General features: G+C 67.7%; 21 protein-coding genes. 7 read left to right on the top strand and 14 right to left on the bottom strand.

The genetic code is table 11. From position 1 onward, the window contains the following. Nucleotides 1-43 precede the first annotated feature (43 nt). Nucleotides 44-1,402: a D-alanyl-D-alanine carboxypeptidase/D-alanyl-D-alanine endopeptidase gene (gene dacB / locus ABD116_RS25865; RefSeq protein WP_343975410.1), complete on the bottom strand. Its 1,359-nt coding sequence runs from the start codon at nt 1,400-1,402 to the stop codon at nt 44-46. Nucleotides 1,403-1,452: 50 nt separating this feature from the next. On the opposite strand from dacB, the gene ABD116_RS25860 reads away from it, so the two are divergent. Next, nucleotides 1,453-1,941, top strand: coding sequence for an inorganic diphosphatase (locus ABD116_RS25860; RefSeq protein ID WP_343975408.1), 489 nt, complete (start codon nt 1,453-1,455; stop codon nt 1,939-1,941). Nucleotides 1,942-1,991: 50 nt separating this feature from the next. Here the strand turns inward: ABD116_RS25860 and ABD116_RS25855 are convergent, their stop codons facing one another. Continuing rightward, a complete protein-coding gene (locus ABD116_RS25855; protein ID WP_343975405.1) occupies nt 1,992-2,420 on the bottom strand; it encodes a MarR family winged helix-turn-helix transcriptional regulator in 429 nt (142 codons plus the stop codon). An 84-nt stretch (nt 2,421-2,504) separates the two neighbouring features. Between ABD116_RS25855 and ABD116_RS25850 the strand changes: the two genes are divergently transcribed. Continuing rightward, nucleotides 2,505-3,458 (top strand): quinone oxidoreductase family protein, encoded by a 954-nt coding sequence (locus ABD116_RS25850; RefSeq protein WP_343975402.1) that lies wholly within the window; start codon nt 2,505-2,507, stop codon nt 3,456-3,458. 77 nt (nt 3,459-3,535) lie between these two features. On the opposite strand, the gene ABD116_RS25845 is transcribed toward ABD116_RS25850, so the two are convergent. The 7 genes from ABD116_RS25845 to ABD116_RS25815 all read right to left on the bottom strand — a co-directional run bounded on the left by ABD116_RS25845 (nt 3,536) and on the right by ABD116_RS25815 (nt 11,944). Continuing rightward, nucleotides 3,536-3,757: a hypothetical protein gene (locus ABD116_RS25845; RefSeq protein WP_343975399.1), complete on the bottom strand. Its 222-nt coding sequence runs from the start codon at nt 3,755-3,757 to the stop codon at nt 3,536-3,538. A gap of 87 nt (nt 3,758-3,844) precedes the next feature. After that, a complete protein-coding gene (locus ABD116_RS25840; protein WP_343975396.1) occupies nt 3,845-5,173 on the bottom strand; it encodes a C40 family peptidase in 1,329 nt (442 codons plus the stop codon). A gap of 203 nt (nt 5,174-5,376) precedes the next feature. Then, nucleotides 5,377-6,216, bottom strand: a complete 840-nt coding sequence (locus ABD116_RS25835) for an endonuclease/exonuclease/phosphatase family protein (RefSeq protein WP_343975393.1) — start codon at nt 6,214-6,216, stop codon at nt 5,377-5,379. 75 nt (nt 6,217-6,291) lie between these two features. Further along, entirely contained in the window at nt 6,292-7,371 is a 1,080-nt protein-coding gene (locus ABD116_RS25830; RefSeq protein WP_343975390.1) for a WD40/YVTN/BNR-like repeat-containing protein, read from the bottom strand. Nucleotides 7,372-7,798: 427 nt separating this feature from the next. Next, on the bottom strand, nt 7,799-9,103 hold the full coding sequence (locus ABD116_RS25825; protein ID WP_343975387.1) for a ThuA domain-containing protein: 1,305 nt from the start codon (nt 9,101-9,103) through the stop codon (nt 7,799-7,801). A 21-nt stretch (nt 9,104-9,124) separates the two neighbouring features. Then, nucleotides 9,125-10,981, bottom strand: coding sequence for a glycoside hydrolase family 3 protein (locus ABD116_RS25820; RefSeq protein ID WP_343975384.1), 1,857 nt, complete (start codon nt 10,979-10,981; stop codon nt 9,125-9,127). A gap of 114 nt (nt 10,982-11,095) precedes the next feature. Continuing rightward, entirely contained in the window at nt 11,096-11,944 is an 849-nt protein-coding gene (locus tag ABD116_RS25815) for a helix-turn-helix transcriptional regulator (RefSeq protein ID WP_343975381.1), read from the bottom strand. 99 nt (nt 11,945-12,043) lie between these two features. Here ABD116_RS25815 and ABD116_RS25810 point away from each other — a divergent pair, with 99 nt between their 5' ends. Beyond that, nucleotides 12,044-12,787, top strand: coding sequence for an SDR family oxidoreductase (locus ABD116_RS25810; protein ID WP_343975378.1), 744 nt, complete (start codon nt 12,044-12,046; stop codon nt 12,785-12,787). A gap of 15 nt (nt 12,788-12,802) precedes the next feature. Here the strand turns inward: ABD116_RS25810 and ABD116_RS25805 are convergent, their stop codons facing one another. Genes ABD116_RS25805 through ABD116_RS25795 form a run of 3 tightly spaced genes read right to left on the bottom strand, consistent with a single transcriptional unit; the run spans nt 12,803 to nt 15,378 of the window. Next, nucleotides 12,803-13,102, bottom strand: coding sequence for a thiamine-binding protein (locus ABD116_RS25805; RefSeq protein WP_343975375.1), 300 nt, complete (start codon nt 13,100-13,102; stop codon nt 12,803-12,805). A 9-nt stretch (nt 13,103-13,111) separates the two neighbouring features. After that, nucleotides 13,112-14,719 carry an MDR family MFS transporter gene (locus tag ABD116_RS25800; RefSeq protein ID WP_343975372.1) on the bottom strand — a complete coding sequence of 536 codons (1,608 nt, stop codon included), beginning with the start codon at nt 14,717-14,719 and terminating at the stop codon, nt 13,112-13,114. Then, nucleotides 14,716-15,378, bottom strand: coding sequence for a TetR/AcrR family transcriptional regulator (locus tag ABD116_RS25795; RefSeq protein ID WP_343975368.1), 663 nt, complete (start codon nt 15,376-15,378; stop codon nt 14,716-14,718). Before ABD116_RS25795 ends, ABD116_RS25800 begins: the two co-directional genes overlap by 4 nt. Nucleotides 15,379-15,513: 135 nt before the next feature. Between ABD116_RS25795 and ABD116_RS25790 the strand changes: the two genes are divergently transcribed. Beyond that, nucleotides 15,514-17,139 (top strand): GMC oxidoreductase, encoded by a 1,626-nt coding sequence (locus tag ABD116_RS25790; RefSeq protein WP_343975365.1) that lies wholly within the window; start codon nt 15,514-15,516, stop codon nt 17,137-17,139. A gap of 49 nt (nt 17,140-17,188) precedes the next feature. Then, nucleotides 17,189-17,896 (top strand): transporter substrate-binding domain-containing protein, encoded by a 708-nt coding sequence (locus ABD116_RS25785; RefSeq protein WP_343975362.1) that lies wholly within the window; start codon nt 17,189-17,191, stop codon nt 17,894-17,896. On the opposite strand, the gene ABD116_RS25780 is transcribed toward ABD116_RS25785, so the two are convergent. Together ABD116_RS25780 and ABD116_RS25775 are read right to left on the bottom strand one after the other, a co-directional pair. After that, nucleotides 17,856-18,341, bottom strand: coding sequence for a methyltransferase family protein (locus tag ABD116_RS25780; protein WP_343975359.1), 486 nt, complete (start codon nt 18,339-18,341; stop codon nt 17,856-17,858). The two genes, ABD116_RS25785 and ABD116_RS25780, sit on opposite strands and share 41 nt — an antisense overlap. Further along, the gene (locus tag ABD116_RS25775) at nt 18,334-18,813 is read right to left on the bottom strand and encodes a MarR family winged helix-turn-helix transcriptional regulator (protein WP_343975356.1); all 480 of its coding nucleotides are present in this window, start codon (nt 18,811-18,813) and stop codon (nt 18,334-18,336) included. The genes ABD116_RS25780 and ABD116_RS25775 overlap by 8 nt, the downstream gene beginning before the upstream one ends. Before the next feature lie 40 nt (nt 18,814-18,853). Here ABD116_RS25775 and ABD116_RS25770 point away from each other — a divergent pair, with 40 nt between their 5' ends. Beyond that, nucleotides 18,854-20,032: a glycosyltransferase gene (locus tag ABD116_RS25770; RefSeq protein WP_343975354.1), complete on the top strand. Its 1,179-nt coding sequence runs from the start codon at nt 18,854-18,856 to the stop codon at nt 20,030-20,032. Nucleotides 20,033-20,072: 40 nt separating this feature from the next. Then, entirely contained in the window at nt 20,073-21,593 is a 1,521-nt protein-coding gene (locus tag ABD116_RS25765; RefSeq protein WP_343975351.1) for an alpha/beta fold hydrolase, read from the top strand. Nucleotides 21,594-21,614 lie beyond the last annotated feature (21 nt).

Below are 21,614 nucleotides of genomic sequence, written 5' to 3'. Positions count from 1 at the left end.
GACCCTAGTGGCATGTTCCAACATACGCCCGGTAAGTGCGCGGTCAGCAGCCGCAGGCTGCGAGGGCTGACGTCACCCGGTCCAGCGCAGCGCGGGCGTCCAGTGCCTTGGCAGGCGGCGCACTGTCGGTAGCAACCGCGAAGACCAGCAGCGTCCCCGACTTGTCCCGGGCATACCCGGCCAGGGAGTGGACCCCGGTAAGCGTGCCCGTCTTAGCCCGGACCATGCCGGTACCAGTGGCCGTCCCCGGCCCGGCAAACCGCTCCCTGAGACTCCCGGTGAACCCAGCGATCGGCAGCCCGGTCAGCAGGTGCCGCAGCTGCGGGTTGTCCTCGGACGCCGCCACCCGCACAGCACCGGCCAGTACCTCCAGCGGCACCTGGTTAGTACGAGACAGCCCGCTCCCGTCCTCGATCCGCGCCCCGGTGAGGTCCAGCCCCAGCTTGGTCAACGTCGCCCGTACTCCGGCCACGCCACCCGTATAGGAGCCACCGTTCTTCGTCGCCAGCCCGACCTGACGCAGCATGACCTCTGCGCCGTCGTTGTCGCTGTGCAGGTTGATGTACTCGACGATGTCCCCCACCGTCGGCGAATCCACCTGCGCGAGAGCCTTGGCCCCTGCCGGCGCCACTGCCGCCTTCAGGCCGGCCGCCTTGATCCCCACCTTCGCCAACTGAGCAGCGAACGCAGTGGCGGCCGCAGCGGCCGGAGAGTCGGCCCGCTTGGCCATGCCGGCCGACAGTCGCCCCTCATTGACCCAGAGCGCCGACGTCCGGGCAGCGATGCCCTCGGTCAGGTAGTTCGGCTCCCACTTCGGGTTGGCCGAGGGCCCGGTGAACAGGCTGGCGTCGTACCCGAACGTGACGTTGGACACTCCCTGTGCCTTCAGCGCCTTCGCAGTACTGGCCGCCAGGTCCTGCAGCGACGCACGGACCGGGAAGTCCAGCTCGTCGGTCTGCCGCTTGGTGACCAGCAGCGGGTCGCCACCACCGACCAGGATGATCGACTTGCCGGACTGCACGACCTTCGTCGAGAACCGGTGCTCCGGGCCGATGGTCTCCAGGGCCGACACCGTCGTCAGGAGTTTCATGGTCGACGCCGGGACGTAGGGCTTCACAGTACCGAGCGAGTAGAGCAGCTTGTCGCGGGACGCGTCGTACACGTAGACGCCGTGGTGCTTGCCCAGTGACGGGTCAGCCAGGGCGGCGGCCACTGCCTTGGCCACTCCGGCTGAGGTCGGTGCAGCGCCCTCGGTCTTGGCAGGGGCGAGCACTGGCGGCGCTGCCGTAGTACCGGCTGCTGTCTGCGATGCGCCAGGTACTGCTTGTGCACTAGTGACCAGCCCGGTCAATACTCCAGCGGTCAGCAGCGTGACGAAGACCGCACGGGAAGGACGGGCCACCGGGCTACTCCTGTCATTTCATCGGTCGGAACCGTGACAGTATCTGCCGTATGGAGTTCGACGTCTTCATCGAGATCCCCAAGGGCACCCGCAACAAGTACGAGCTGGACCACAAGACGAACCGGCTGCGGCTCGACCGCACCCTGTTCACGTCCACTCAGTACCCCTCCGACTACGGGTTCATCGAGGACACCCTGGGTCAGGACGGTGACCCGCTGGACGCTCTGGTGCTGCTGCCGGAGCCGACCTTCCCCGGCTGCCTGATCAGGGCCCGGGCGATCGGCATGTTCCGGATGACGGACGAGAAGGGGCCGGACGACAAGGTCCTCTGCGTCCCGGCCGGCGACCCGCGCCAGGAGCACCTGCGCGACATCCACCACGTGCCGGAGTTCGACCGGCTGGAGATCCAGCACTTCTTCGAGGTCTACAAGGACCTCGAGCCGGGCAAGTCGGTCGAAGGCGCCAGCTGGGTCGGCCGCGCGGACGCCGAGGCCGAGGTCACCGCGTCCTTCGAGCGCCTGAAGCGCGAAGGCCACTGATCTACTGCCGCTCCCGGGCGGCAGAGCAGTCCAACCCACAGCCGCTTGGTTCAGTCCTGAGCCAAGCGGCTGAGTAACGCCAGGAGAGTCTTGCGCTCGGCGGCGGTCAGCGGCTCCAGCAGCCTGGCCTCCGCCGCGTAGACCAGCTGATCCATCTCGATCAGCAGCTTCTCCCCCGACTCGGTGATGGCGACGATGTTGCGGCGCCGATCCGTCGGGTCGGTCCGGCGGACGACGTGACCCAGCCGCTCGAGCTCGTCGAGCACCGAGACGAGATCGCTGCGGTCGAACGAGATCCGGTCGGCGAGCGCCGCCTGCGCCGCGTCGCCGTCGTCGGCCAGGCTCGCGAGCACGTGGTAGTACTGCGTCCGCACGTTCGCCGCCGCCAGCTCACGCCGGGCCAGCCGCTGCCAGTGCTGGCTCGCCCTGGCCAACTGCCAGACGACCCGATCGCCGAGGCGGTGCTGGGACGACTTCACCTGCTCACTCTAGGGCTGACCTCCGCCATCCCTTATCGTAGGAGATACCCATCATTTAGATCTCCCATGATTTGGAGCCGGCAGATGCGCGCGATCCGGTACTACGAACACGGCGGCCCCGACGTCCTCCAGCTGGCCGACGTCACCGCCCCCGAGCCGGCCGACGGTCAGGTGCTGATCGAGGTCGAGGCGGTCGGCGCGAACGCGATCGACTCGACCTTCCGTAGCGGCAACAGCCCGTGGCCCCGGCCGCTGCCCGGTGCGCTCACCGGTGATGCCGTCGGCCGCATGACCCGACTCGGGCCGGGCGCGCCTGCCGGCGTACAGGTTGGTCAGCGGGTGGCTGCCTTGTCGGAGGACGCCTTCGCCGAGCAGGTGGCGGTCGACGCCGAGTGGCTGGCGCCGATCCCCGAGGACACCGACGCGGGCGCGGCGACGACGCTCTCCATGCCGGCTCCTCTGGCGCTTCGACTGCTCAAGGCGGGACGCCTACAGCCCGGCGAGACCGTGCTCATCCAGTCAGCGGCCGGCGGCATCGGCCACCTGGCGGTCCAGCTGGCCCGAGCGCTCGGCGCCGGAACAGTCATCGGTACTGCGTCCTCCGCCGCCAAACTCGACTTCATCCGCGAGCAGGGCGCCGACCTCGCCATCGACCTGAGCGACGGCGACTGGACAAAACAGCTGCCACCGGTCGACCTCGTCTTGGACTCGGTGGGCGGCAAGGTCTTCGACCAAGGCCTCGAGGCCCTGGCCCCACTCGGCCGGATGGTGACCTACGGCGCGATCAGCGGCGAACTCCCAACCGTCAACGCCACCAGCCTTTTCAGCCTGATCTCCGTCACCGGCATCTCGATGCTCGCCTGGCGCTCCGCCCGCCCGGCCGAAGCACGAGCCGACATCACCGAGGTCACCCGCCTCCTGAAGTCCGGAGACCTCCACCCGGTCACCAGCACCCACTACCCGCTCACCGAGACCCGCCGACTCCACGAAACCCTCGACGCCCGCACAAACCTCGGCCGGCTGATCGCGACCATCTAGGTCCGGTCGCGACCATCCACCCGGGCACCGTGGAGCGGCTGCCACCTCGTCAGCACGGCCGCTGCTGTCGGCGACGCCTACCAGCCGATCAGCGAGTACGACATCGGCGCCGGGTTCAACGACGCCCTCGAGTCGGTGGTGTCGTCGGCGCTCGCACAGCTCGCCTCGGCGGGGCCGAAGGCCGGCGTACCGGTCTGCACCGCCGACGCGGGAGCCGCGACGGGCCGACGGCGGCCGGTGGGCCGGACCATCATGGACATCGCGGAGGCGAGCATCGTCTTGCCACGCAAGGGATTCATCACTGGTACCGTCCTGCACGCCGACGGCGGAAACCGGCTGGTCTAGTGGATTCGAGCTGAACTGCCTCACGCAGTACCGGCCACAAGTCAGGGCCGGCCGAAGAAGTCGGGCGCCTCCCAGTAGTAAATGCTGTCCGTCGTCACCGGCCGGCCGGGCCGCGGCGCGTGGATCATGCGGCCACCACCGAGATACATGGCCACATGGAAGATCGTGCCGGGATCGCCGGAGTCCTCGGCCCAGAAGATCAGGTCGCCGGGCCGCAGGTCGTCCTCGGAGATGTGCTTGATCTGCTCGTACTGCGCGACGCTGTAGTGCGGCAGTTGCACGCCGGCCTTCTTCCAGGCGCCCATCGTCAGGCCCGAGCAGTCCCACGAGCTCGGGCCGGCGGCGGCCCAGATGTACGGCTCGCCCAGCTGCGCGAGCGCGAAGTCGATAGCGGCTCGGGCACCGCGCGAGTTGTGCCCGGAGCCACCATCGTTGCCACCGCCGCCCTTGCTGGGCCTGTGCTTCTTCGGCTTCTTCTTCGAGCCCTGGTGCTTGTCGTTGTTCCGCTCTTCGCGAGCCTTCCGCGCGGCCTCTTCACGAGCCGCGCGAGCCTCGGCCGCTTCCCGGGCGGCGATCCGCCGGCGCAGTTCCTCGGCCTTCTTCGCGGCCAGCGCCGCGGCCCGCTGCCGGGCCAGTTCCTCCAGCCCACGCTGCCGCTGCGTGGCCACCTGCACCGAGGTGTTCCGCAGTACGGCGAGCTGAGCGATCTGCTGCCGACGCTGTACGCCGATGGCCGCGACAGCCGACCGCTGCTCGGCCTCAGCCGCCTCGGCCGCCTGCTTGGCCTTCGCCGCTTCGTCGGTCGCCGCCTGCACCTTGGTGACGGCCTGGTCCTTCTGCAGCTTGAACGCGTTGGTGACGACCTGGCTCGCGGTGTACCGGAGGTACGAGCCCTGCATCGCCTGCGACACCGAACGGGCGGCACCTGCCGAGTCGAGCAGCTCCTGCGGACCGTTCGCGGTGAACAGCGGCCCGATCTTGGCCAGGTCACCACCACCTTGGTACGACGCTGCCGCGAACCGGCCGATCTGCTGCCGCTGAGCCGCCAGCGTCTTCTCGGCCCGGTCAGCGCGGTCCCCAGCGGCCTTCGCCTCGGCCTGCGCCTGCTGCAGCCGGTACATCGCGCCGTTGTAGACCTCGCCGGCCTTGGCCGCCTGTACGCCGAGCTGCTCGAGCCGGGCTCCCGCACTGGCGAGCTGCTGCTCGATGGCATTGACCTGCGCGGCCTTCGCAGCGGCTGCCTTCTTGGCCGCGTCGACGGTGGACTGGGACGGAATGACCGGCGGCTTGGGATCAGCCTGCGCCGGGACGGCGATCAAACCCATGGTTCCCACCAGGGAGACCGCCAGCACCCCCGAGATCGTCCGCATCGGGTCTTCCTTCCGCCGAGCCCTTTTGGTCCATCTGGACCCAATACGTGACACTAGTTGCCTCTAGCCCCATTGGGAACACTAATCCCACTAATAACTTTGTTGCACCTGCGTGTCGGCTTGACAAACTACAAGCTTGTAATTCCCGCGCAGCAAAATCGGCGCCCACCGAGACCGGTGGACGCCGATTGCTGAGCCGAAAGCTAGTTGAGCGTGAAAGTCGCGACGACCGGCAGGTGATCGGACCCGTTCGTGGTGATCACCGCGGACGACAGGGGCTCTACTCCCTGGCGGGTGTGCAGCAGATAGTCGATCCGTCCGGTCGGGTTGTCCGCCTCGATCGTGTAGCCCGGTCCGACGCCCACCTCGGCCCAGGTGTCGCGCCAGACCTTGGTCAGCGTGGCCATCTCCGGCGCGGTCGGCCGCGCGTTCAGATCGCCGACCAGGATGGTCGGGATCTTCGAGTCGTCCAGCAACTCGACGACCTTCTTCGCCTGCTCGAGCCGCTCGGCGTTGTTGTTCGAGGTCAGGTGGGTGTTCGCGAGCCGCAGGTAGACGCCACGGATCTTGATCGCCGCCACCGACAGCCCGCGCTGCTCACCGGTCGGGTAGAGCGGCAGCAGCGTGTTCTTGAAGTCCTTGATCGGGTTCTTCGAGAACACCGCGGTCCCGTACTGCCGGCGCGGCTCCCCCGGATGCAACGGCGGCAGATCGAGGTTCGCCGCATACGCGTAGTGCATGTTGAGCCGGGCCGCGAACCACGCCGGCTGGTTCACCCAGTTGCTGCGCTCGCTCCAGTGGTTGTCGACCTCCTGCAGCCCGACCAGGTCGGCGCCGGAGTTCTCGATCACCTTGGCGATCCGCTCGAGATCCAGGACGCCGTCCGTCCCGGCGCCGTGGTGGATGTTGTAGGTCAGCACCTTCAACGGCTGGCCGGGCTTGTCCGTCCGGTCACTGCCGCGCGAGCTGGCGTCGGCGGCCGTCGGCAGCACCATCAGCAGTCCCGCGAACGTGGCGAGCAACCGGGTAGGAAGTTTTCGCATGAGCCCATCCTGGCCGTCACCAGGCGACACCCGCGCGAAGTACGGGTGTCGCCACGCTGAAATAGCGAGTGACGGTCAGCGACCGACGGACAGCCGGGCGACCCGGCCGTCCTTGCCGGAGCCCCAGCAGCCGGCCTTGTAGCCGTGACCCGCGCACTCCACGCTGTCGAAGTACCCGTCGTCGAACTGCGTCCAGCTCCGCCCGCCGTCCAGGCTCACGTCACTCCCGGTCGGTCCGACCGCGACGAAGGTCGCCGCCGACCACGGCACGAAGGCGGAGCCGCTGCGGTACTTCTTCGGCGCCTTGTCCGCCGGCACCAGCTTCCAGCTCCGGCCACCGTCGGTCGTGTACGACGCCGCCTTCACCGCGTCGCCGGTCGTCCCGAAGTCGCCACCGACCGCTACCCCGTGCACCTGGTTGCGGAAGGACAGGCTGAAGATGCCGGCCGCCTCGCCACTGGCCATCGGCGAGTCGCTGACCTTCCAGGTCCGCCCACCGTTGACGGTCCGGAACACCCGCGGCACCGCACCTCCACCGGTCGCGAACCACGCCGTCCGACCGGCGCCCGCCACCAAGCAGGTCCCGCTCGCCGCGAAGGCGAACTCACCGGGCAAGGCCGCCGGCATGCCCTTGCCCGACTGGACCTTCCACGACTTGCCACCGTCGGAGGTCGCCGCGATCTGGAACTTTCCGTTCACCGGGTCGCTCAACGCGAGTCCGTCGCGGGAGTTGTTGAAGTCCAGGCAGTCGTAGAACCCGGTCGGCTCCGCGTTGCGGAACGTCTCCGCCCAGTGCTTGCCACCATCCGCGGTCCGGAAGATCCGAGAGTCCTCACCAAGCCCGATCGCCAGTACGACCGCATGCTGCGCATCGAACGCCTCGACGTCCCGGAACAACAGCGTCTGTCCAGGCGGGCTCACGTTCTGCCAATGGCGCCCGCCGTCGAGAGTACGAAGCACCTGCCCCGCACTCCCCGCGACCCACGCGACGTCCTTGTTCACCGCTGCCAGCCCGCGGAACTGCGCCGTACTCCCCGTCGGTTTCAGATCCCACGTGTACTTCACCCCGTGCTGCCCGACGGCTTGCGCCGGCACCAAGGGGGACATCGCGAGCAGGACTCCGGCCGCAAGCGCGGCGATGCGCAGGGTCTTCATGCCGGGAAACGTAATACACCGACCCGACAGAACAGAAGGACCGGCCTTGCGAACGACGTTTCAGTGGCTGTCGGTCGCCAGGGGCCGACGGTTCGTCACGAAACCCTGGTGTTTGGGGGAGGTTGCCGAGGTGACCGTGGTTCGCGGTCTCCGCTGATCCCGCGGAGGGTATTGGCCACTGAGCCACCTTGGCGAAGCCGGTCGAGTCGCGGGGGAACGGTGGCATGGGGTTGGGGTGGGTTTTACCCCCGAATCAGGCGAATTGCCTCCCCAGCCTCGGGCAGGATCCTCCCCGAAACGGTTCAGGGCGGTGTCGTCGGGCGACGCGATCCACGGTCCTCACCAGCAGCGACCCCGATTCCAGAACAGAAGCACTGCGCCCGAAGTACCGGAGAGCTCTGGTACTTCGAACGCAGTGCGTAGTCGGTCAGCTCAGTTTGAAGGACTGCGTGGCGCCTCCGTTGCAGGTCAGCTGGACGAGTTGGGTGCTGTCGGCGGTGGAGCCTCCGGGGACGGTCAGGCACTTGCTGCTGAGGCGGCTGACGAAGTGGAAGTAGCCGCTGCCTTCCGAGACCGCCTGCCACTGCTGGTTGTTGCCGCTGCTGTACGTCCACAGCTGCAGGCCCGCGTTGTCGGCCGACGACACGTCCGTCACGTCGATCACCTTGGTGGCGTCGTTGTGGTTGTTGACCCGGGTGAAGCCGCCCGAGGTCGGCTGGAACTGGAACTGCTGGGCCAGCGTGCCGTTGCAGGTGTACTGCTGGATGACGGTGCCGTTGGCGGTACCGGCCGCGCGGGCGTCGATGCACTTGCCGTTGCCCTTGTTGACAGCGGTGTACCAGGCATTGGGGTCCGGCTGGTCGACCGGCGGGACGGTGGTACCGCCGCCACCGAGCCACTTGATGGCGTCCATCAGGAACTGGTTCTGCGCCGGGCTGTCGAAGGTCGACGAGGTCCTGGTGTTGGTCTCGTAGTTCATCGCGTTGTGCCCGAAGTTGGCGTAGATCACCTTGTAGTTCTTGTTCGTCCAGACGATCGGGTAGTAGCCGCTGGTCCAGACCTGCGTGGTGCCGACCGGGAAGCTGGACGGGTCGATCGACGCCAGCACCTGGATGTTCGGGTTGTTGCGCAGGTCGTTCTGCCAGCTGTACCACTCACTGACCGACGAGCGGAACGTCGCCGGGGTGTTCGCCAGCGCCGGGTGCGAGCGGTTCTCGGCCTTCAGCGTGACCGCGGTCGGCAGCCAGGTGTTGCTGACGAACCGGCCGGTGCCCAGCAGGGTGTTGTTGAACCACGGCCAGCCACCGCTGGAGTCGTTGTAGTTCGAGACATGGAAGCCGAGGAAGCCACCACCGTTCTCGATGTAGCGCTGGAATCCGGTCCGCTGCGCGTCGCTGTGCGGGGAGTCGTCCAGGAACATCACCACCGCGGCCTGCGTGGTGGTCAGGGTGTTCAGCCGGTCCCAGTTGTTCGTCTGCTCGTAGGTGAAGCCGTTCGCGGCACCGAACTGCGGGAACCGGACCGCCGCCTCCTTCTCGAAGTCGATGTGCGCGGCGTCGAACGTGCCGCTGTAGAACGCGAGCACCTTGAAGGTCGCCTGGATCTGATTGGACCCAGTGACCTTGTCGGGTGCGGTGACCCGGGCGAACGCGCTGGCTGAGGTCAGGCTCAGGCAGGCGACCACCAGGAGCGCCAGTAGTCGGGCGATAGTGCTCTTGCGGACCAGATGCATGGGGGCGGGTCCTTCCGTGAATTACTGCTGTGGGCGATAACGGAGTCCGTATCCGAACGGAAACAGCGGCGCCTGCCCGTCGCCGACGTTGATGGGTTGTTGCGCGGCGCTCTTCATCCACGTCACCGGCAGCTGGCCGGTCGGGTTGTAGTCGCCGAACAGGACGTCCGCGACGCCCTGCCCCTCGGTGCCGGGCAGCCAGGCGGCGATCAGCCCGGCCCAGTCCGGCAGCTGTGCTGTGATGTCGAGCGGCCGCCCGGAGACCAGCACGACGACCACCGGTACGCCGGTCGCCTTCAACCGGGCCAGCGTGTCCAGGTCGGCCTGGTCGAGTCCCATCGAGCCGGGCCGGTCACCCTTGCCCTCGGCGTACGGGGTCTCGCCGATCACCGCGACAGCGACGTCGTACGAGTCGTCGATCCCGGTCGCGTCCTTGCTGTAGGCAACGGTCGTCGACGGTGCCGCCGAGTGCCGGATGCCTTCCAGGATGGTGGTTCCCGGCGTGACCGGGCCGCTCGCGCCCTGCCAGCCGACGGTCCAGCCGCCGGACTGGTTGCCGATGTCGTCGGCGTTCTTGCCGGCCACGAAGATCTTCTGGTTGTCCTTCGCCAGCGGCAGCACCCGCCCGGCATTCTTCAGCAGGACCTGCGATTCGCGGACCGCCTGGCGGGCCAGGTCGCGGTGTTCCTTGCTGCCGATGGTGTCGAGGAAGGTCCGATCGGTGTACGGGTGCTCGAACAGCCCGAGCTCGAACTTCTTGGTCAGGATCCGCCGGTTCGCGTCGTCGATCCGGGCCTGCGGGATCCGGCCGGCCTGTACTTCGGCGCGCAGCGTGTCGATGAACTGCTTCCACGCGAACGGCACCATCACCATGTCCATGCCGGCGTTGATCGACGCGGTCACCTCGGCCGGCGTGAACCCGGCCTGGCCGTCGATCTTGTCGATCCCGTTGTAGTCCGAGACGACGATCCCGTCGAAGCCCAGCTCGCCCTTCAGCACGTCGTTGATCAGGTAGCTGTTGGCGTGCATCTTGACCGAGTTGAAGCTGCTGTAGGAGATCATCACCGAGCCGACGCCGCGGCGGACGGCCTCCTTGAACGGCGGCAGGTGGATCGCTCGCAGCTCGGCCTCACTGATGTTCGTCTCGCCCTGGTCCTTGCCGCCAACCGTGCCCCCGTCGCCGACGTAGTGCTTGGCGGTCGCGAGCACCGAGCCCGGATCGGACAGGGACTTGCCCTGCATACCGTTGATGATCGGCGCCATCGTCCGGGCCAGCATCGGCAGTTCGCCGAACGACTCGTACGTCCGCCCCCACCGGTCGTTGCGCGCCACACACAGGCACGGCGCGAAGTTCCAGTCGATGCCGGTACCGGAGACCTCCTCGGCCGTCGCCCGGCCGATCTTCTCGGCGAGCGCTCCGTCCCGGGTCGCGCCGAGCCCGATGTTGTGCGGGAAGATCGTCGCGCCCTTGACACCGTTGTGCCCGTGCACCGCGTCGACCCCGTAGATCAACGGGATCCCGAGCGGCGACGACAACGCGGTTCGCTGGAACCCGTCGTACATGTCCGCCCAGGCCTCCGGCGTGTTCGGCGTCGGCTGCGAGCTGCCGCCGGACAGCAACGACCCGAGCCCGTACGTCGCCACGTCGGCCGGGTTGGTGATCCCCAGCCGCTCGGCCTGGATCATCTGGCCGAGCTTGTCGTCCAGGGTCATCCGCGCCATCAGGTCCTGCACGCGCACCTTCACCGGCTGACTCGCGTCCTTGTAGGCCGGTACCTCATCCGGAACCGGCGAGGCCGGCGCAGGCGCGGGAACGGCCAGCACCAGAGCACCTGTCAGGACTCCGACGAGGGCAGGCAACAGCTTCCGAGCGAGCATTGGGCGGATCCCCTCAGTGAGCGTGGTGTTACGTAGGGTTCAGAAATTCAGGGCTTAAATTAACCCACGACCGAACCCCCGTAAAGACTTCGGCAAGCCTTTTCCGAAAGATCCTCAGTTTTCCGCGGTGAGCAGCTGCTGGCTGCCGAGGACGGCGAGCAGTTCGAGGCGCTCGGCGCTCTCGCTGCCCGGCTCCGCGGTGAAAATGATCAGCGTCTGCTGCTGGTCCCGGTTGTCGATGACCTCGCAGTACAGCTCGAGCTCACCGACCACCGGGTGCTGGAAGCGCTTGGTCTGGCTGTGCGGCGGGACGACCTCATGGGTGTCCCAGATCGCCGCGAACTCCGGGCTCAGCTCCTGCAGGGTGCGCGCGATCGAGGCGGCGTACGACTTCGGCCCGTCGGCCGTGACGACCGCCCGCAACATCGAGACCAGGAGCCGGCTGTGCTTGCTCAGCTCGGGGTCCCGGTAGAGCGCTCGCGACTCCGGGTGGACGAACCAGCGGTAGGCCTCGCTGCGCTCCATACCGTCGTAGTTCGTCTGCTCGCCCGCGAAGGCGACGTGGGCGGGAGTCTGGGCGACTGTCTCGCCGCAGCGATTCAGCAGCAACGCCGGGGTGTCGTGCAGCCGGTCCATGATCCGCAGCATTCCTGGGTCGACGTGGCAGGCACGGGTCGTGCGCGGCGGCGTACCGTGGCCGGCCAGCACGAAGAGGTGGTCGCGCTCGTCGAGCGTGAGCCGGAGCGCGCGGGCGATCGCGCCGAGCATTTCGACCGAGGGTTGTGGACCACGGCCGCCTTCGAGCCGGCTGTAGTAGTCGGTCGACATGGAGGCGAGTGACGCTACCTCTTCGCGGCGCAGCCCCGGCGTACGGCGCCGTCGGCCGCGCGGCATCCCGACATCCTCGGGCTGCAGCGCCTCCCGGCGTTTGCGCAGGAAATCGGACAGATCGGCGTACTCCATGTCTCCAGTGTGGCGAACTCACCGGAGTTATCCACTGCCTGCCGAGCAGTGGCTGAACCGGGCCTGGTTGCCCACCGGGATCCGCTCAAGGCTGGAGACATGAAAACGACAGGGAACACGATCTTCATCACCGGCGGTACTTCGGGACTCGGGCTGGGCCTGGCGTTGCGCTGGCACGCTCTCGGTAACCACGTGATCATCGGTGGCCGCCGCAAGGAACTGCTCGACCAGATCGCGACGGAGCACCCCGGCATCGACACGGTCGTCCTCGACGTCGACGACCCGGCCTCGATCCAGACGGCGTACGACGAGGTCACCACCCGCTTCCCCGACCTCAACGCCCTGCTGACCATGTCGGGCATCATGCGCCCGGAGAACCTGCTCGACCCCGGCCATCTGGACACGGCCGAGGCGACCATCACCACGAACCTGCTCGGCACGATCCGCACGATCGCGGCCTTCACGCCGTACCTGGTAACGAGGCCGGACGCCACGATCCTCACGGTGTCGTCGGGCCTCGCGTTCACGCCGCTCGCGCTCACCGCGACGTACAACGCCACCAAGGCCGCCGTTCACAGCTACACGCAGAGCCTGCGACTGCAACTGGCCGGCACCGGAGTCCAGGTGATCGAACTGGTCCCGCCACACGTCGCGACCACCTTGATGGGCATGCAGGACGCGCCGTCGGCGATGCCGGTCGAGGACTTCCTGACCGAGACGATGGCCATCCTGCACGACCGGCCCGACGTCGAAGAGGTCACCGTCCAGCGAGTCGGTTTCCTCCGCGACGCCGAGCGTGAGAACCGCCTGCCGGAAGCGATCGCGGCCCTCAACAGCCACTGACCGAGCGGCTGCGTACTAGTCGGCGAGCGCCTGCTCGATCCGCTCCACCTTGGCGGTGAGCTGGCCGGTGTAGCCGGGGCGGATGTCGGCCTTCAACACCAGGCTGACCCGGGGCGAGACGGCGGTGACAGCCTCGACGGCCTGCTTCACCACCGCCATCACCTCGTCCCACTCCCCCTCGATGTTGGTGAACATCGCGTTGGTCTCGTTCGGCAGGCCGGAGGCGCGAACGATCCGGACCGCCTCGGCGACCGCCTCGCTCACGCCACCGGTCTCGTCCCCGGCAGCCGGGCTGATGCTGAATGCAACGATCATGCAGCCAGCCTAGATGTCGTCCTGCAACCTGCCTGCTGCTTCTTCCTCGGCCCGGCGCTCGGCGCCCGTCGTGGTCAGCAGCACCTTCTCCTTGATGAACAGGACGGCGATCAACGCGAGCACCGCGAACGGCACCGACATCATGAACAAATCGGCCGTCGCATCGCCGTACGCGTTCTCGACGACCGCCCGCGCCTGCTCGGGCAGGTCAGCGATGTTCGGCACCGTGCCGCTGCCACCGGATGACGAGCCGCCGGGGTTGAGGGTCTCGGTCACCTTGTTGGCCAGGATCGCGCCGAGCACGCTGACGCCGATCGTGCCGCCCATGCTGCGGAAGAAGCTCACCGCCGACGTCGCAGCGCCCAGCTCACGAGCCGGTACGTCGTTCTGCGCGGCGAGCACCAGGTTCTGCATCACCAGGCCGATGCCGACGCCGAGCACCACCATGAAGGCCCACAGCATGTACTTCGACGTGTGCGCCTCGATCGTGCCGAACAGCGCCAGCCCGATCGGCAACAGCACGCTGCCGATCACCAGGTAGATCTTCCACTTGCCGTACTTCGTGATCAGCCCACCGGCGATCGTCGAGGCGACCATCATGCCGAGAATCAACGGCAGGCTCATCAGCCCGGCCTTGGTGGGCGAATAGCCCTGCGCGATCTGGAAGTACTGCGCCAGGAACACCGACCCGCCGAACATCGCCAGACCGACCAGCGCGCTAGCGATGATCGACAGGGTCACCGTGCGGTTGCGGAACAGGTCCATCGGAATGATCGGCTCCGGGTGCCGGCGCTCGACCAGAACGGCCGCCACCAAGGCCGCGACCGCCGCACCCACCAGCAGGAAGCTCCAGCCGGAGGCCCACTCGAACTTGTTGCCGGCGAACGACGACCAGACCAGCAGCGTGCTCACGCCGGCCGTGATCAGGAACGCGCCCCACCAGTCGATCTTCACCTCACGCCGTACGGTCGGCAGCTTCAACGTCCTTTGCAGCAAGACGATCGCGGCCAGCACGAACGGCACGCCAACCAGGAAGCAGGCCCGCCAGCCCAGCGGCGAATCGACCAGGAAGCCACCCAGGAGCGGGCCGCCGACAGTCGCCGACGCGAAGATGGCGCCGAAGATTCCGGAGTACCGGCCGAGCTCACGCGGCGGGATGATCGCCGCCATCACGATCTGCACCAGCGCGGTCAGACCGCCGGCGCCGAGTCCCTGCAGCACCCGGCTGCCCAGCAGTACTTCGATGTTCGGCGCGAAGCCGGCCACCAGCGAGCCGACCACGAAGAAGCTCAGCGACAGCTGGACCAGCAGCTTGTTGTTGTAGAGGTCGGCGAGCTTGCCCCACAACGGCACGGTGGCCGTCATCGTCAGCAACTCGAGGGTGACCACCCACGTGTACGACGACTGGCTCGCGCCGAGGTCGTGGATGATCCGCGGCAGCGCGGTCGAGACGACCGTGCCGGCCAGGATCGCGACGAACATGCCCATCATCAGGCCGGAGATGGCCTGGATCGTCTGCCTCGGGGTGAGTTGAGCGGGTGCTTCGGTCGCGATGCCTACCCCAGCGGACTCAACCGTCCCCGCCGGCTCCGGCGAGGACGAAGAGGTCGTAGTCATGCTTGACCTTTCTGATCGGTACGGGATTCCAGGGTCGGGTCGTAGTGCGGATCGAGGCCGGTCGCCAGCAGGCTGAAGCCCTCGTCGACGAGGCTTCTGATCGAGCGGTCCGAGCCGGCCTTGCGCTGCTCGACCGCCACCCGGACGGCCATCGAGGTCGCGCTGACGATCAAGGCCGGGAGCGGCGAGCCGAGCGGCTCGCCCATCTGGTCGCCCAGGGCCGCCGCGAGGTCGCGCTCGTCCTCACTGCCGAGCACCACGAACTGGGCCAGCAGGTTGGGCGACTCGGTGATCAGCCGGATCCGCTGCGCCAGCGCGGTCTCCTGGTCCTCGATCGACTCCAGGTCGTCGAGCACCCGGGCCACGATCGCCCGCATCGTGGCGAACGGCGACTCACCGGCCGGCGCCTCGCGGATCCGGCGCAGGGCCAGCTCGAGGTCGTCCGGGTCGCGGCCGAGGATGGCGTGCTCCTTGTGCGAGAAGTAGTTGAAGAAGGTCCGCACCGAGACGTCGGCCGCCTCGCTGATCTCCTCGACCGTGACGTTGTCCGGCCCCTTCTCCAGCGCCAGCCGGAGCGCCGCGGCGGTCAGTGCCGCGCGGGTCTCCCGCTTCTTGCGCTCCCGCCGGCCAGGCGCGGCGGCGGTCTCCTCGATCTCCATCACGCCTCCACGGTACTAAAACTTGCAGTCAGTGCAAATTCTTATTGCTGCAACTTTGCAGAACTGCACGATGGGGCACGTGACGCTGATCACCTGGGTTGCTACCGAAGGCATCCGAGCGGCTACGGTGCGTCGATGCGCCTTTTGGAGACTGACCCGTCCGTTATGTCCCGCCGCCGGTTCGCCGGCCTGACCGCCTTCACCTCCGCGGCCGCCCTCGGCCTCACCCAGATCAGCACCGCCTCTGCTGTTCAGAAGCGAACCTTCGTCCCCGCCGTCGTGGTCGGCACCGGCTACGGGTCCGCCGTCACCGCCCTGCGCCTCGGCGAGGCCGGCATCACCACGACGATGCTCGAGCTGGGCCAGTTGTGGAACAAGCCCGGTAAGGACGGCAAGATCTTCTGCTCGACCCTGAACCCGGACTCCCGCTCGATGTGGTTCAGCCGCCGCACCAAGGCACCGCTCGACACGTTCCTGTGGCTCGACGTGGTCAACCGCGACATCGGTACGCCGTACGCCGGTGTGCTCGACCGGATCGACTTCCCCAACATGGGCGTCTACGTCGGCCGCGGCGTCGGCGGCGGCTCACTCGTCAACGGCGGCATGGCGCCGACCCCGAAGCGCGCGTACTTCGAGAAGATGCTGCCGCGCGTCGACGCCGACCAGATGTACCGGCGGTACTTCCCGCTCGCCAACAAGATGCTCGGCGTCAACACGATCGACCCGCGCTACCTCGAGCAGACCCCGGTCTACCGCTACGCGCGCGTGTCCCGCCGGCACGCGCATCAAGCCGGCTTCAAGACGACCGTGATCCCGAACGTCTACGACTTCCGTTATCTGCAACGGGAAGAGCGCAACCAGGTCCCTCGGTCAGCGCTGGCCGGTGAGGTCATCTACGGCAACAACCACGGCAAACAGAGCCTCGACAAGACCTATCTCGCAGATGCGGTCGGCACCGGCAAGGTGACGATCCAGACCCTCACCCGGGTCACCGCGATCCGCCAGGACAAGACCGGCTATGTGCTGACCCTCGAGAAGATCGATGCCTCAGGCAAAGTTCTCCGCCGCAGCGAGCTGGGCTGCGAACACCTCTTCCTCGGCGCCGGCAGTGTCGGTACCACCGAACTGTTGCTCAGGGCCCGCGAAACCGATGCCCTGCCCAACCTCTCCGCGGCGATCGGCACCGGCTGGGGCAGCAACGGCAACGTGATGACGTCGCGCGCCAACCATCTGTGGGACCCGACCGGTTTCCTTCAGTCGACGATCCCGACGCTGGCCATCGACAACTGGAACGACCCGATCCACCCGGCCTTCGCGGAGATCGCGCCGCTGCCGATCGGCATCGAGACCTGGGCCAGCCTCTACCTGGCGATCACGGCCAGCCCCGAGCGCGGCCGCTTCAGCTACAACCCGTCGACCGATCGAGCCGAACTCCATTGGGGCGCGACGCAGAGCAACCCGTCGATCGCGACCGCGCGGGCGCTTTTCGACCGGATCAACCGCGCGATCGGTACGACGTACCGGCACGATCTGTTCGGCGGCAACCGGGAGTTCGCGGCCGACTTCTGCTATCACCCGCTCGGTGGTTGCGTGCTGGGCAAGGCGACCGACGACTACGGCCGGGTCCGCGGCTACCGCAACCTCTATGTGACGGACGGTTCGCTCATCCCGGGCTCGATCGGCGTCAACCCGTTCGTCACCATCACGGCCCTTGCCGAACGCAACATCGCCCGCGTGCTCGCCACCGACCTGCGAACCTGACGAGATCGCCGCCGAGCGACGGCCCTGGCGGGTTATACGCTCGGGCCTCGTGACTTCTTCTTTCGCAACCGATCTGGCTCCCACCGGCGTCCTGCGTGCCTCGATCAACCTGGGCAATCCGGTGCTCGCCCAGGGCACCCCGGACGAGCCGACCGGCATCACGGTCGACCTCGCCCGGGAGATCGCGGCGCGCCTCGGCGTACCGGTGGAGTTCCTCTGCTTCGACGCGGCGCGGAAGTCGTTCGAGGCGATGACGTCGGGTGCGGCCGACCTCTGCTTCCTCGCCATCGATCCGGCGCGGGAGGCGGAGGTCGCCTTCACTGCCCCGTACGTCGTGATCGAAGGCGTCTACGCGGTGCCGCAGGACTCGCCGCTCACGACTGTCGCATCGGTGGACAGCCCGGGGGTGCGGATCGGCGTGAAGCAGGGGTCGGCGTACGACCTGTTCCTGACTCGCACGCTGCAGAACGCCACTGTGGTTCGGGGTGCTGAGGGCACGGATGCTTTCCGCGCGGAGTCGCTGGAGGCGGCCGCGGGTATTCGGCAGCCGATCACGGCCTTCGTCGCGGCGAATGACGATGTCCGGCTGATCGACGAGCGCTTCATGCAGATCCAGCAAGCGGTCGGTACGACGAAGGATCGGCAGCCGGAGACCGTTGAGTTCCTGCGTGAGGTGGTCGAGGAGTTGAAGGCGAGCGGGTTTGTGGCGGAATCGCTCAAGCGGGCGGGACAGTCCGACGCCACGGTCGCACCCTAGGGATCCACGCGGGGACGGCCTTGCGGTAGTCGTCGTATTGGCTGCCGTAGCGCTGGCGTAGTACTGGCTCTTCGTACCAGCGCACGAAGGACGCCATCACCGCCCACGCTCCGATGCCGTAGAGGAGTAGGGCTGGGTCGAGGAAGAGCAGGGCCTGGCCGAGGATGGTTGTCACGACGCCGACGTACATGGGGTTGCGGACGAAACGGAAGTCGCCGCCGATCACCAGGCGCTCGGTCGGGGCGATCGGCGCGGGGGTGCCGCGGCCCTCGCGGACGAAGCGGATGAAGGCGCGCACCACGACGAGCACACCGGCGATGATCAAGAACATTGCCGGCCAGAACCTCGGGTCGTCCCAGCCATTGATCCCCCACGGGATCAGCCCGGCGACCACGCAGGGTGCGGCGAAGAAGAAGACCGTGCTGCCGAGGGCTGCCTTAATCATTGGTGAGCCTCGCGATGACGCGATCGGACAGCTCGCAGAAGGTCTGCAGCTCGGCCGGGGTGAGATCGGCGAACCAGCCGGCGACCGCCGCGAAGTCGCCCGCGTCCCTTTCCTTCCAGAAGGCCGCGCTGTGATTCGTTGCTGAGAGCAACTTGCGGCGCTTGTCGGCCGGGTCGGGCTCGACCTGCAGGAGGTCCTTGCGGACCAGGGCGGCGACGATCTGGGCGACGTTCTGATGAGTGCTGCCGAGCGCGGCCGCGGCTTCGGCCAGGGACGGCTTGCCGGCTGCCACGACGACTGTGATCAACGCGGCCTGCTGGGTGGTCAGACCGTCCTCGCGCAGTCGCTCGTCCATCGCGTACCGCAGTCGCTGCGCCAGGGCGAGCGTGGTCCGGAAGGCCCGGATCGACGGCTCGAGCGCCGAGGCCGGGCCGATCCCGAGCAGGTCTTCGGTCTTGTCTCGCGGTGACATAGGCAATATATTACCTATCATCATCGAAGGGGGCAAGACCGTGATCTGTTTACTGCCACACTGCGCCTACCTGTCCGAGACCTCGCGGATGCTCGAGCTCCACCGCGCCCTGACCGAGCTCGGCGTCCCGGTCCGTGTCACCACCCATGGCGGCCCGCACGAACGCCTGCTCGCAGGGATCCCGTACGACGTACTGGGTCCTGGCCTGTCGCCGGCGCGGGCGGCGCGCTTCGTCGGATCGGCTGTGGGGCTTGGGGATCCGGGGCAGAGCATGTACGAGGATGACGAGATCCGGTCGTACGTGCAGTTGGAGGCTGAGTACTTCCGGGCACATGGGGTCAGCGTGGCGGTCACCGGCTTTACGCTGACCTCGTTGCTGTCGTCGCGGCTGGCCGGCGTACGGGTTGTGACGGAGCATGCGGGGAGCTTCGTACCGCCGGTGTTCGAGCGGTACCTTCCGCCGGACCGGAAGCCTGCCGAGATGGATGCCTACACCTCGGGCTTCAACCGGGTGGCCGATTCTCTCGGCGTACAAGGCATTCCGAGCCTCGCGGCGTTGCTGCTGGGCGATCTCTCGCTGGTACCGGAGGTCGCCGAAGTTCTAGGCGTCTCCGCCACCGAACTCGCCGGCTGGAATCCGGACGGCGACCCCGGCTACCGCCCCGGCTCGCGACTGGCCGCCGTAGGTCCTCTCTTCGCACACCTCGACGTCCCACTCCCCGACCGAGTCCAGAAGTTCCTCCACCAGCCCGGCCCGACCATCTACCTGGCGATGACCTCGACCCCGCCCGCCCAGGTCCGCGCCGCCATCGCTTCACTCAGCGCACTCGACGCCCGCATCCTCGTCGCCGGGACGATCCACGACATGGTCGACCTCGCGACCGACCGGATCCTGATCGAAGGCATCCTCCCCAGCCACCTCGTCATGCCCCAGGTCGACCTCGCCGTCACCACCGGCGGCCAAGGCAGCGTCCAAACCGCGATGGCCAGCGGCACACCCCTCCTCGGCATCCCACTGCATCCTGAACAGGCACTCAACCTGGCCCTGGTCGAACGCCTGGGCGCCGCCCGTGCCGCAACCCCAACCGACAACCTCGCCACCCTCGCAGCCCAACTACTCGGCAGCAACTCCCCCAAAGCCGCGGCCGAACACATCCAGAAGCTGTACGCCGCCGCCGACGGCCCAGCCGAGGCCGCCGAACTCATCGCCTCGTTCTGAGGAAACGGCAAGGAAACGCCGGGACCGGTCGGATGACCTTATGAGAATCCGACCCTTGCTCGCCGCCGCGACGATGGCCGTGGCGATGCCTGCCGCGCACTTGTCTCCGGCCGGAGCCGCGCCACCGCCTATCTCGTGGAAGGCGTGCCCCAGCTATTCCGACGACGTGATCCGGAACCTGGGCGTCGCTCCGGATCAGCTCGCGACGTTCCGTACTTTGATGGACCGCCTCGACTGCGGCACGGTCAGCGTGCCGCTGGACTACGCCGATCCCGGCGGACGGAAGATCGACATCGCGGTCACGCGGCTCGCCGCCACGGGTCATCGCAAGGGCAGCGTCGCGGTACTGCCCGGCGGTCCCGGTGGCAGCGGATACCTCGACCCGATCCTGCGCGTCATGCTCCGCAACCAGGAAATGGCTTCGCTGAACGAGCAGTACGACCTCATCGGCTTCGATCCCCGCGGCGTCGGCTACAGCACCAAGGTCGCCTGCGAGCTCCCGATGAACGGCCCGGACAAACCGGGTCCGCTGACCGAAGCCATGGCGCGCAAGATCTACGAGACCCAGGTGGCGGTCAATCAGCGCTGCGCGAACTCGGATCCGGAGTTCATCGGGCAACTCACCACCGACACCGTCGCGAAGGACGTCAACCAGGTACGGGCCGCGCTCGGCGATCACAGGCTGAACCTGCTCGGCCTCTCCTGGGGCACCTACCTCGGGGCGGCGTACAGGAGCTTGTTCCCGACGTACACCGGCCGGGTCTTCCTGGACAGCCCGGCACCGCCGTGGACCGATTTCGACCGGCACATCGAGGAGAGTGCGGCGGCGATGGAGCGGAACTTCGGGCGCTTCGCGGCATGGCTGGCCGATCGGCATACGGCGTACGACCTCGGCACTACTGCCCGCCAGGTACGTGAGCAGGTGCTGCAGCTGGTCAAGGCGTACGACACCAGCCCCAAGCTGTACTCCGACCTGCCGCGACCGATCGACGGCTCGGTGATCGCCAACTTGGCCGGCCGCACCTCGGCCGAGTGGACCCGCGTGGGCCAAGCCCTGTCCGAACTGGCCACCGCCACAGGTCCGACCGCACCGCGGGCCGTCAAGCAGCTACTCGGTGGGCCGCCGCCCGCACCGCTCCCCGGCGCACCCGAGATGCAGAGCATGACCATGAACCTGGCTGTCACCTGCAACGAGGACAGCAGCCGTCCGACCTTCGCGAAGGCTTGGCACGACTATCAGAAACTCCAGAAGCGCCTCCCGGTGACCGGCCGGGGCTGGGGCACCACCGCCCTCTGCTCCGGCTGGCCGCTCCCAGCACAGCAAGCCACCCTCCGCCCGACCAACGGCTCCTTGATCCTCGCCGCTCATCTCTACGAGTTCATGTCCGTCTACGACTGGGCCCGCCAAACCCGAAAGGCCATCGGCGGCACCATCTACACGGTCGCCGACGACGCCCACGTCTCCACCACGAGAGTCCCGGCCTGTGCGGCAGAGGTCGTCACCTACTTCGACACCGGCCGCATCGACCGGGGCTGCCCAGGGCTTCAGCCACCGATCTGACTCACCCGCTCTGGATATACA

The organism is Kribbella koreensis, from assembly GCF_039525325.1.
Taxonomy (GTDB): domain Bacteria; phylum Actinomycetota; class Actinomycetes; order Propionibacteriales; family Kribbellaceae; genus Kribbella; species Kribbella koreensis.
Note: the sequence above shows the minus strand (reverse complement) of the source record. Positions and strands in the feature narration are given on the sequence as shown.